Consider the following 11909-nt stretch of genomic DNA (forward strand, 5'->3'; position numbering starts at 1 on the left):
GACGACGCCGCTGCGCGTGGTGCACCCCGGCCCCGTACCCGCGCCGGTACCACTGCCGCGCGGACGCTGACCGGCGGACCGCCCGTGCCGGGCGGACGGCAGATCGTCGCTGGTCCGAACGGTGCCCGCGGCCGCTCAGTCACAGCCGCCCCACAGGTTCCGCACCGGGACGGCACAGCCCGGGGCACCACCCTCGGCCCATGTGACCACGACGCTTCCGACCGCGGTCGACCCGCCGCGCACCGCACCTCCCCCGTCGCGTCCCGCGTCCGGAGCCCGGTGGGCGGCGCTGTCCGTGCTGCTCGCCGCCACCGCAGTGCTCTACCTCTGGGGGCTGTCCGCGTCGGGCTGGGCCAACTCGTTCTACGCCGCGGCGGCGCAGGCCGGTGGCGTGAGCTGGAAGGCGTGGTTCTTCGGCTCGTCGGACGCCGCCAACTCGATCACGGTCGACAAGACGCCCGCGGCGCTGTGGGTGAGCGGGCTGTCCGTGCGGATCTTCGGGCTGAGCAGCTGGAGCGTCCTCGTCCCGCAGGCGCTGATGGGGGTGGCCTCGGTCGGGCTGCTCCACGCCACGGTGCGGCGCACCGCCGGGACCGCGGCCGGGCTGCTGGCCGGCGCGACGCTCGCGCTCACCCCGGTGGCCGTGCTCATGTTCCGGTTCAACAACCCCGACGCCCTGCTCACCCTCCTGCTCATCGGGGCGGCGTACGCGACGCTCCGGGCGGCCGAGGGCGGCCGGACGCGCTGGCTGGTGCTGGCGGGGGCGTTGGTCGGGCTCGGCTTCCTCACCAAGATGCTGCAGGCGTTCCTCGTGCTGCCCGCCCTCACCGCGGTGTGGCTGCTGGCCGCCCCGGTCGGGGTCGGGCGCCGGCTGCGGGACCTCGGGCTCGCCACCGTCGCACTGGTGGTCACAGCCGGTTGGTGGGTGCTGGCCGTCGAGCTGTGGCCTGCCGGGTCGCGGCCCTACATCGGCGGTTCGCAGCACAACAGCGTGCTGGAGCTCGTGCTGGGCTACAACGGCTTCGGGCGGCTGACGGGCGACGAGGTCGGCAGCGTCGGCGGCGGTGCGGGCGGCCGGACGGGCGGCTGGGGTGAGACCGGCCTGACCCGCCTGTTCGACGGCGAGCTCGGCGGGCAGGCGTCGTGGCTGCTGCCTGCGGCGCTGGTGCTGCTCGTCGTGCTGCTCTGGCGGACCCGCGCGGCCCCGCGCACCGACCGGCTCAGGGCGGCGGCCGTGGTCTGGGGCGGGTGGCTGATCGTCACCGGCGCCGTGTTCAGCCTGATGGCCGGGATCTTCCATCCCTACTACCTGGTCGCGCTCGCGCCGGCCATCGCTGCACTCGTGGGGATCGGGGCAACGGTGCTGTGGCGGGCGCGGGCCACGGTCGCACCACGGGTGACGCTGGCCGCGGTCGTGGCGCTGACGGCGGCATGGGCGTTCGTGCTGCTGGAGCGGACCCCGAAGTGGCAGCCGTGGCTGGCGCCCGTGGTGCTGGCGGCAGGTGCGGCCGGCGCGGTGGGCCTGCTCGCCGTGCCCCGGCTGCCGCGAGCGCTCACGACGGGCGTCGCGGCCGCGGCCGTGCTGGCGTCGCTCGCCGGGCCGGCCGCGTACTCGCTGATCACGGCGGCCGTCCCGCACACCGGCGCCATTCCCTCGGCGGGACCGGTGGGCACCGGTGTGCGCGGCTTCGGCGGCGGGTGGCCGGCTGCGTTCGGCCGACCCGGGCAGTTCCCGGGGTTCGGTACCGAGGCGGGCCGGTTCGGTACCGGCCCGGGTGCCGCACCCGCCGGCCCGGCCCACCGGGCCCGACCGCACCGGGACGCGCCGCCCGGCAGCGGGTTCGGCGGGTTCGCCGGCCTGGCGTCCCTGCTGGGGTCGCCGACACCGCCGGCCGACGTCGTGACGCTCCTGCAGCGCGACGCCGCCGCCCACACCTGGGTGGCCGCCGCCGTCGGCTCCAACAGCGCCGCCGGCTACCAGCTCGCGACCGGCTCGCCCGTGATGGCGGTCGGCGGCTTCAACGGCACCGACCCCTCTCCGACGCTCGAACGCTTCCAGCAGCTCGTGGCGCAGGGACAGGTGCACTGGTTCATCGGCGGCCGCGGGTCGGACGACACCACGAGCGGGGGCAGTGACCAGGCCGGGCGGATCGCCGCGTGGGTGGCGGACACCTTCCCCGCAACGACCGTCGACGGCACGACGCTCTTCGACCTCACCGCTCCGGTGGCGCCATGAGCACCGTCACTCCGGGGTCGACCGGACACACAGCTGTTCCACATCAGCGCCACAAGGCCGGGACAGCGCATCCCCCGACGGTCGAGACCATGAGCGTCGACAGTGCGCCGCACCCCGTTCCCGGGGGACCGCAGGCTCCTCCCGTGCTCGACGTGGTCGTGCCGGTGTTCAACGAGGAGACCGACCTGGCGCCGTCGGTCCACCGGCTGCACACCCACCTCACCGAGCAGTTCCCCTACCGGTTCCGGATCACGATCGCCGACAACGCCAGCACCGACGCGACCCCGCGCATCGCCGCCGAGCTCGCCGCGCAGCTGCCCGGCGTGACCGCGCTGACGATGGCGCAGAAGGGCCGCGGCCGAGCGCTGCACGCCGCCTGGACGGCGTCCGACGCGCAGGTGCTCGCCTACTGCGACGTCGACCTCTCCACCGACCTGGCGGCGCTGCTCCCGCTGGTGGCGCCGCTGATCTCCGGGCACTCCGACCTCGCGATCGGCACCCGGCTCGGGCGCGGGTCCCGGGTGGTGCGCGGCGCCAAGCGGGAGCTCATCTCCCGCGCCTACAACCTGCTCCTGCACGGCGCGCTGGCCACGCGGTTCTCCGACGCCCAGTGCGGCTTCAAGGCCATCAGGGCCGACGTCGCGCAGCGGCTGCTGCCGCTGGTGGAGGACACGGGCTGGTTCTTCGACACGGAGCTGCTCGTGCTCGCGGAGCGCAGCGGACTGCGCATCCACGAGGTGCCCGTCGACTGGGTCGACGACCCGGACAGCCGGGTCGACATCGTCGCGACGGCGCTCGCCGACCTCAGGGGCGTGGTCCGGCTCGGCCGGGCGCTCGCCACCGGGCGGCTGCCCGTGCAGGAGCTGCGCGGGCAGCTCGGCCGGGGAGCACTCTCCGGCCCGGAGGTGGCAGGCGTGCCGAGGGGACTGCCGGGCCAGCTCGTCCGCTTCGCGGCGATCGGCGTGGTCAGCACTCTGGCCTACCTCGTCCTCTACGCGCTGCTGCGCGACCCGCTCGGCGCGTTCGGCGCCAACCTGGTGGCCCTGGTCGTCACCGCCGTCGCCAACACCGCGGCCAACCGCAGGCTGACGTTCGGAGTCCGCGGCGGCGCGGGGGCCACCCATCAGCTCCAGGGCCTGATCGTGTTCGGACTGGGGCTCGTGCTCACCACCGCCGCGCTGGCCGCGCTGGCGCACTGGGCGCCGGGGGCGAGCCACACCACCGAGCTGATCGTGCTCGTCGCCGCGAACGGGGCGGCGACGATCCTGCGTTTCGTCGCGTTCCGCTCGTGGATCTTCCGTTCGCGCCGCCCGGCAACCCCCACCGTCGAGGAGATCCGGACATGACCACCACCCTTGCCCCCGCCGATCCGGCGCCCGTCGCGTCAGTGCCGCCCAAGAGACGGCACGAGCGGCTCGCGCTGGGCGTGCTGCTCGCCGCCACCGCGGTGCTCTACCTGTGGGACCTGGGCGCGTCCGGCTTCGCCAACAGCTTCTACGCGGCGGCCGTCGAGTCGATGACGCGCAGCTGGAAGGCGTTCTTCTTCGCCTCCTTCGACGCGGGCAACATCATCACGGTCGACAAGCCGCCTGCCGCGCTCTGGGTGATGGCACTCTCCGGCCGGATCTTCGGGTTCTCCTCCTGGAGCATGCTGGTGCCGGAGGCGCTCATGGGCGTCGCGACGGTGGCCCTGATCTACGCCGCGGTACGCCGGGTGTCCGGGCATCGGGCCGGGCTGCTCGCAGGCACGGCGATGGCGCTGACCCCCGTCGCGGCTCTGATGTTCCGGTTCAACAACCCCGACGCGCTCCTCGTGCTGCTGATCGTGGCTGCGGCGTACGCCACCGTCCGCGCGGTCGAGGTCGCCGGCACCCGGTGGCTGGTGCTGGCCGGCGCGCTCGTCGGCTTCGCGTTCCTGGCGAAGATGGGCCAGGCCCTCGTCGTGGTCCCGGCGCTGGCGCTGGCCTACCTCGTGGCGGCGCCCACCGGCTTCTGGCGCCGGATCAGGCAGCTCCTCGCGGCGGGGGTCGCGCTCGTGGTGGCGGCCGGCTGGTGGGTGGCGACCGTCGAGCTGTGGCCTGCGGCCGACCGCCCGTACATCGGCGGCTCGCAGACCAACAGCGTGCTCGAGCTCGCGCTCGGCTACAACGGCCTCGGCCGGATCTTCGGTGGCTCCGGGGACCCGGGCGGGCACCGGAGCGGTACCGGGCGGGCGGCCGGTGCGGGCGATGCCGTCCGGGACCGGATGGCCCACGGAGCCGGTGGTGGCATGCCTCCCGGTGCCGACATGGCCCACGGCGCCCACGGCGCCCCCGGCGGAGGCGGCTTCGGCGGCGGGGCGGGGCTCGCCCGCATGTTCGGCACCGATGTCGGCGCGCAGGTCTCGTGGCTGCTCCCGGCCGCGCTGGCCCTGCTGGTGATCGGGCTCTGGCTGACGCGGCGGGCGCCGCGCATCGACCGCACCCGCGCCTCCCTCGTGCTGTGGGGCACCTGGACGGTCGTGTCGGCCCTGGTGTTCAGCCTGGCCGAGGGGATCTTCCACTCCTACTACACGGTGGCGCTCGCCCCGGGGATCGCGGCGCTGGTCGGGATCGGTGGATACGAGCTGTGGCGCCGCCGCGGCTCCTGGGTGGGACGTCTCGCGCTCGCGCTGGTCGTGGCCGGGACGGCGGCGTGGGCGGTGGTGCTGCTCGACCGGTCCCCGGAGTTCCTGCCGTGGCTGCGCTGGGTCGTGGCCGCACTGGGCGTCCTCGCCGTGCTCGCGCTGCTGGTGCCCGTCTCCGGACGGCGCCGCTGGACCGTCACGGCGACGGTCGTGGCGCTGTCGGTACTCGTCGCGCCCGCCGCCTACGCCGTGGACACCGCGGCGACCCCGCACACCGGGAGCCTCCCGGCAGCGGGACCTCCCAGCGGTATCGCGGCCTACTTCCTCGACCAGCTGCACAAGCGCCCGGATGCCCTCCCCCTGGGTATCGCCGCGATGGTCGGAGGGCCTGCGCAGGGGATCGACCCGGAGCTGGTCTCCCTCCTGCAGCACGCTGGAACCGAATGGTCGGCCGCCTCGATCGGATCCCAGGTCAGCTCCCAGCTCGCGCTGGCGAGCGGCACGACCGTGATGGCTATCGGCGGGTTCTACGGCTCCGACCCCGCTCCCACCCTCGAACAGTTCCAGCGCTACGTCGCCGCAGGCCAGGTGCACTACTTCTTCGCGGGCGGGTTCGGTGGCGAGCGGTCCCCGATCGCGACGTGGGTGCAGGACAACTTCTCCCACAGCACGATCGGCGGCCAGACGGTCTACGACCTCACCCGGCACACGCACTGATCGCCCGGAGGAGGAGGTTCGTCCGGTGAACTCCCTCCTGCACCCCATCCGGATCGTCCCCTTTGGACAGGTCTTCACGAGCTGCGTCGGCCTGACGGCGGACTGCGGGGCAGGCCCCGCCGCTGCCAGACTGGGCCGGTGATCGATGTGTTCACGCGGGTACTGGGGTCGATGCGGGCGGGCGCCGAACAGGTGGCCGGTTCGGGCCGGGCGATCGTCGCCCTGAGACGCTCCGGGGTGGTCCGGACCGAGCGCCCCGACCGGCTGTTCGGGATGGGCCTCGGCCTACTGCGCTACCGGTTCACGATCGCGGCCGCGTACGTGGTGGGCGCCGCCCGCCACCCCGACCGCATCGCGGTCATCGACGAGGAGGGCGCGGTCACCTTCGGCGAGCTGCAGCGGCGCACCGACGCGATGGCGCGGGGCTTCGCCGACGCGGGCGTCGGCCCGGGCGTGCGCGTCGGGGTGCTGTGCCGCAACCACCGCGGCGCAATCGAGGCCCAGGTGGCGGTCGGCAAGCTGGGCGCCGACGTGGTGCTGCTCAACACGGGACTCTCGGCAGGACAGCTCAAGGAGGTCGCGGCCGAGCTGGAGCTGCACACCGTCGTCGCCGACCCGGAGTTCGACGCGGCGCTGGCCGGGCTCCCCGCCGACTGCCCGGTCGTCCACGACCTGACACAGCTCGACGGCACCGGTGCACTGCCGCGGCGCCCCCGGGTGGGCCGCACGATCGTCCTGACCTCGGGCACCACCGGCACCCCGAAGGGCGCCCGTCGGCCGCCGCCGCGCAGCCTCGCCCCCGCGGCGGCGATCCTGTCGACGATCCCGCTGCGCGCCGCCGAGCCGGTGCTGATCGCCGCTCCCCTGCTGCACACCTGGGGCTACGCCGCGCTGCAGCTGGCCGCGCTGCACGGATCGCCGGTGGTGCTGCGGCGCAAGTTCGACCCCGCCGAGTTCCTGCGCGTCGTTGAGGAGCAGCGTTGCGAGGCCGTGTTCGCGGTGCCCGTGATGCTGCAGCGGGTGCTGGAGCTGCCCGCCGCGCAGCTCGACGCCGCGTGGACGCAGCACCGGCCGCGGATCGTGGCCGTCAGCGGGTCGGCGCTGCCCGCCGAGCTGGCCACCACGTTCCAGGACCGCTTCGGCGACGTGCTCTACAACCTCTACGGCTCCACCGAGGTGTCCTGGGCCAGCATCGCCTCCCCCGCCGACCTGCGCGCCGCACCCGGCACGGCGGGCCGGGCCCCGGCCGGCACCCGGCTGGTCATCCTCGACGAGGACGGCAGGCCGGTGCCGACGGGGACGGAGGGGCGGGTCTTCGTCCGCAACGACATGCCCTTCGAGGGCTACACGCGCGAGGGCGCGGACATCGAGCGGACCGGGGGGATGCTCGGCACCGGCGACATCGGCAGGCTCGACGAGGACGGCAGGCTGCAGCTCACCGGCCGCGCCGACGACATGATCGTCTCCGGCGGGGAGAACGTGCACCCCGGCCCCGTGGAGGATCTGCTGACCGCCCGGCCGGAGGTGCGGGAGGCCGCCGTGCTGGGCGTCCCGGATGCGCAGTACGGCCAGCGGCTGGCCGCGTTCGTGGTGCTGGAGCCGGGCGCCTCGGTCGACGCCCACGACGTCCGCGCCTGGGTGCGCGGCGAGCTCGGGCGCTTCTCCGTGCCCCGGGACGTGGAGTTCGTGGACGGGCTCCCGCGCAACGCCACCGGCAAGGTCGTGCACCGTGAGCTGCGCGGGCCCGACAAGGACGCCGATCTCGTATGAGGGCCGGTCTCGGATGAGGGAGTCACCCGCCTGAGTTAGGGCAGGCTTGGATATGGTCGGCGCAATGGACGCGGGAACGGAGACGGGAGAGCGGTGCGCGGCACTCGCCCGCTCCCTCGACGAACCACTGGCGGGCACGGCCCCGGTCGCGCCCCGTTGGGTGTGCGTCGAGCATCGAGGTGCGTGGCCGCAGAGCGTCGAGAACCATCCCGACCCCACCGTGGCCGCGTTCGCCGCCCACGCCGCCGCCACCGGATGGCGTCTGCTGCTGGTGCGGCGCCCGGGCAGGCGCGGTGACGGTCCGGCGCGGGTGTACCTCACCGACACCGCTCCGGCCACCGCGCGCACCACGCTGCTGACGGTGGCCGGCCCGTCGGAGCTCGGGGACGTGGTCCTGCCTGCCGCGGGCGCGCCGCTGCCGGGCGGCACGGTCACCGATCCCCTCCTGATGGTGTGCACCCACGGCAGGCGCGACCGCTGCTGCGCCCTCGACGGCCGGGCGCTCGCACTGGGGCTGATGGAACTGGGCGGTGTGGACGTCTGGGAGTGCAGCCACCTCGGCGGTCACCGGTTCGCCCCGACCGCGCTCGTGCTCCCCACCGGTTACGCCTACGGGCGCCTCGACCCGGCGGCCGCGGTCGCGGCGCTCAAGGCCGCGGGCTCCGACGAGGTCGAGACGGCGCTGTGCCGGGGCCGCTCTACGTGGTCGCCCGCCGGCCAGGTGGCCGAGCTGGCCGTGCGCGCCGCCACCGGGCTGCGGGACGCGCATGCGCTCGAGGTGGCCGACGACGCACGCAACGCCGACGGCGGCACCGTCGTCGTCAGTGCCCGGGACGGGCGGCGCTGGGCCGTCGACGTCGCCGCCGCGGAGGGTTCCGCGCCCCGGCCGGCGTCCTGCGGAGCCGACGCGCTGCCCTACACCGCCCTGCGCGCCACGGAGGTGCGCCCGCTCGACGGGCGGTAGCGTCGGTCTCCGTGATGTGCGCTGCGGCCGCGGCCGTGGAGGCGTTGTTCGCGCCGGACCCGCGGGTGGCCGAGCATCCCGCCGTGCGCTCCGCCGCCCGCATCGCCGCTGACGTCCTCTTCCCGCACGCCGTGGCGGCCGACGACCCGGCCCGCGGCGTCGATCCCGCGCATCCCGCGCTGCTGGCCCGGCACGGGCTGCTGTCGGTACGGATCCCGGTGGCCGAGGGTGGCCACGGCGCCGACGAGCGGGTGGACGCCGAGACCGTCGAGCTGACCAGCGGAGCGTGCGGGGCCACCTGGTTCGTCACCACCCAGCACCGCTTCCCGCAGGCGCTGTCCCGCGGCCCGCTCCCCGGGCTCGCACCGGAGGCCATCACGCTGGGTCCCGCCGCCGAGCGCCACCGCGCCGGTCTGGCGGCGGCGAGCACCGCCGCCGGCATCGCGATCGCCCACATCCGGCGGCCGGGGCCACCCGCGGTGCGGGCCGAGCCCCGGGGCAGCGGGTGGACGTTCTCCGGCATGGCCGACTGGTGCACCGGCTGGGGCCTGATCGACGTCGTCATGATCGCCGCGACCACCCCCGACGACCGGTTCGTGCTGGCCCTGCTGCCGGCCTCGGAGCGTCCCGGCCTGCGAGCCGGGGCGCCGCTGCCGCTGGCCGTCATGGGTGGGACGCGCACCGTCGCGCTCGAGATGGACGGCCTCGAGATCGACGCCGACGACGTGCTCGCCACGCTCGACGTCCCGGCCTGGCGGGCCCACGACACCGCCCGCACCGCGAACACCAGTCCCGCCTCCCTCGGCCTGCTGCGCCGCCTGCTCGGCGCGCTGGCCGAGCTGGGGACCGCGAAGGACCGCCCGGCGGCGGTCGAGCTGGCCATGACACTCGCCGAGCGCGCCGCTCACCTCCGCAGCGTGGCCTACGCCCTGCTCACCGTGCCGGTGGCGGAGCGGGTGCCCGAGCGCACCGCGGTGCGCGCCGAGGTCACCGAGCTGACCGTCCGCACGGCGAACGCGCTGATCGCGGCCCGTTCGGGCAGCGCGCTGCTCCTGACCAGCCCGGAGCAGCGCTGGGCCCGCGAAGCGGCGTTCCATCTGATCCAGGCGCAGACCGCCGGGGTCCGCACGGCCCAGCTCACGGCGTTCGGCCGCCCCTGAGCCCCTTCCGGTGGCCACCCACCGCGCACCGTCGTGGCCAAGTGCGGCGGCCAGAAACGTCCACCGGGTCCTCGCGCGAGGCGCCGTTCTGATCACGCGATCACCCCGGCAACGTTCCTGGCCACCGCACTAGCCGCTCGCGCCCGGGTGGCGATCACCGGCAGACTCCTGGCATGGCCACCGCCGTCCCCACCGCTCTCCCGCTCCGACCACCTGCCCACCAGGTGAGCCCGCGCGCCGTGCGGTGGTGGCAGCTGCGCGCGCTGGTGACGCTGGTGGTGCTCGTCGCGCCGCAGGTGATCGTGCTGGTCGCGATGGGCGGGAGCGCCCCGGGATGGCTCGCCTGGACCGCCGGTGCGACCGCCGCGGTGACCCTTGTCTACACGGTCGTCGTGCCGCCGCTGCTCTACAGGATCCACCGCTGGGAGGTCACGCCGGAGGCCGTGTACACCCTGTCGGGCTGGCTGGTCCGGGAGTGGCGGATCGCCCCCATCTCGCGGGTGCAGACCGTCGACACCGAGCACGGGCCGCTGCAGCAGCTGCTCAAGCTGGCCAGTGTCACGGTCACCACGGCCTCGGCACGCGGCCCGGTGAAGATCCACGGCCTGGAGGACCACGCCGCGGCCGAGCTGGCCCGCATGCTCACCGAGACCACCCAGGCCACCCCGGGTGATGCGACATGACGTCCGACACCGACGCGCGCCCCGCCCTTGAGACGCCCTGGCGGCGGCTCGACAAGCGGATGCTCGTGGTGGGCCCGCTCGGCAGCCTGGTGCGGTTCCTGCCGGTGGCGCTGATCGTGCTCGTCACCGGACGCGGGGGCGACCCGATGCGGCTGTGGTTGCCCGTCGCGATCGGGGTGCTGGCGATCCTCGCCGGCGTGGTGCGCTGGCGCACCACGCAGTACCGGATCACCGCCGAACGCGTCGAGCTGCACAGCGGGTGGCTGCGCCGCCAGCAGCGCTCGGTGCCGCGCGACCGCATCCGCACCGTCGACCTCACCGCCAAGCTCCTGCACCGCGTCTTCGGGCTCAGCGTCGTGCAGATCGGCGCCGCGTCCGGGTCCACCGCGGAGTCCTCCGGGCTGAGCCTTGATGCGGTGACCACGGCGGAGGCCGAGCGACTGCGCCGGGAGCTGCTGGACCGTTCTCGGGTGGCCGGTACCGCCCCGGCGGGAGACGCCGTCGCCGACCCGCCGCGCCCACGAGCCACGGAGCTGGCCCGGCTGCGCTGGTCCTGGCTGCGCTTCGCGCCGTTGACGTTCTCCGCGATCGCCGGCGTCGGCGCGGTCGGCGCGGCCGTGTTCAACCTGTTCGACGATCTCGGCCTGAACCCGCGCGACATCACGGCCGTCGACGACGCCACCGAGCGGCTGACACACACCCCGATCTGGCTGACCGTCGCGGTGCTCGCGGCGATCCTGGTGGCCGTCGCGGTGGTCGGGGCCATGCTGCTGTTCGCGGAGCGCTGGTACGACTACCGGCTCACCCGCGAGGCCGCGGCGGACGGCTCCGCCGCGGCCACGTCCGGTGGCGCGGGCATCGGCACCGGCACGCTGCACGTCCGGCGCGGGTTGCTCACCCGGCGCTCGCTGTCGGTGTCGGAGCAGCGGCTGCGGGGTGCCGAGGTGGTGGAGTCGCTGCTGCTGCGCGCCGGGCGGGGCGCGCAGTGCAAGGCGCTGTCCGCGGGCCTGTCCCGGGACGCGCAGGGCGGGGCGCTGCAACCGCCGTGCCCCCGCGACGAGGCCCACCGGGTGGCGTCGGCGGCGCTGCGCGAGCACCCGCAGGAGATCACCCTCGCCCCGCTGCGCCGGCATCCGCGGGCGGCCCTGCTCCGGCGCATGACCCGGGCGCTCGGGCCCACCGCGGTACTGGTGGCGGGTGTCTTCGCCGCCGGGGCGGCCGTGCCCGGCCTGGCGTGGCTCGGCCCGCCGAGCCTGCTGCTGCTCCCGCTCGCCGCGCTGCTCGGCCTCGACCGCTACCGCAACCTGGGCCACGAGCTCACCAGCCGCCACCTCGTGAGCCGGCAGGGCTCCGTGCAGCGGCGAACCGTCGCCCTGCAGCGGGCCGGCGTGATCGGCTGGACGTTCCGGCAGAGCATCTTCCAGCGCCGGTCGGGGATGGTTTCGCTGGAGGCGATCACGGCGGCCGGCGCGGGCGGCTACAAAGTGCTCGACGTGGGCGCCGCCGACGGCGCGGCGCTCGCCGACGCCGCCGTCCCGCACCTGCTCACGCCGTTCCTCGCGACCGGTCCCGAGCCCGGGCCCTGAGCCGGCCGCGAGTCAGCGACGTCGGCGGGTGCGGGTGCCGAACAGGCCACGGGTGACCTCGCGGCCCAGCGCAGTCGCCGCGGACCGCAGGAACGACTTCACCACGGGCGAGCCGAGCACCTCGGCCACCACGCCCGGGTCCTCGCGCTCCGGGCGCCGCTCGGGCGCCGGGGGCGGCGGGACGGCGA

8 protein-coding genes are annotated in these 11909 nt (G+C 75.3%); all 8 read left to right on the plus strand.

The genetic code is table 11. The annotated features are described in order from the left end of the window. Positions 1-202: 202 nt before the first annotated feature. Positions 203-2236 carry a glycosyltransferase family 39 protein gene (locus HF577_RS33805; protein WP_169400070.1) on the plus strand — a complete coding sequence of 678 codons (2034 nt, stop codon included), beginning with the start codon at positions 203-205 and terminating at the stop codon, positions 2234-2236. A gap of 89 nt (positions 2237-2325) precedes the next feature. After that, a complete protein-coding gene (locus HF577_RS33810; protein WP_169400071.1) occupies positions 2326-3582 on the plus strand; it encodes a glycosyltransferase in 1257 nt (418 codons plus the stop codon). After that, entirely contained in the window at positions 3579-5558 is a 1980-nt protein-coding gene (locus HF577_RS33815; protein ID WP_169400072.1) for an ArnT family glycosyltransferase, read from the plus strand. The genes HF577_RS33810 and HF577_RS33815 overlap by 4 nt, the downstream gene beginning before the upstream one ends. A gap of 138 nt (positions 5559-5696) precedes the next feature. Next, on the plus strand, positions 5697-7328 hold the full coding sequence (locus tag HF577_RS33820) for an AMP-binding protein (protein WP_312859556.1): 1632 nt from the start codon (positions 5697-5699) through the stop codon (positions 7326-7328). Between the two features lie 64 nt (positions 7329-7392). Further along, positions 7393-8292, plus strand: coding sequence for a sucrase ferredoxin (locus HF577_RS33825; protein WP_169400073.1), 900 nt, complete (start codon positions 7393-7395; stop codon positions 8290-8292). Positions 8293-8303: 11 nt separating this feature from the next. Continuing rightward, a complete protein-coding gene (locus tag HF577_RS33830) occupies positions 8304-9452 on the plus strand; it encodes an acyl-CoA/acyl-ACP dehydrogenase (RefSeq protein ID WP_169400074.1) in 1149 nt (382 codons plus the stop codon). A gap of 173 nt (positions 9453-9625) precedes the next feature. Further along, positions 9626-10135, plus strand: a complete 510-nt coding sequence (locus tag HF577_RS33835) for a PH domain-containing protein (protein ID WP_169400075.1) — start codon at positions 9626-9628, stop codon at positions 10133-10135. Next, positions 10132-11721 (plus strand): PH domain-containing protein, encoded by a 1590-nt coding sequence (locus tag HF577_RS33840; protein WP_169400076.1) that lies wholly within the window; start codon positions 10132-10134, stop codon positions 11719-11721. Before HF577_RS33835 ends, HF577_RS33840 begins: the two co-directional genes overlap by 4 nt. Positions 11722-11909: the final 188 nt, after the last annotated feature.

Origin of the sequence: Pseudonocardia xinjiangensis, assembly GCF_012911925.1 — a bacterium.
GTDB classification, from domain to species: Bacteria; Actinomycetota; Actinomycetes; order Mycobacteriales; family Pseudonocardiaceae; genus Pseudonocardia; species Pseudonocardia xinjiangensis.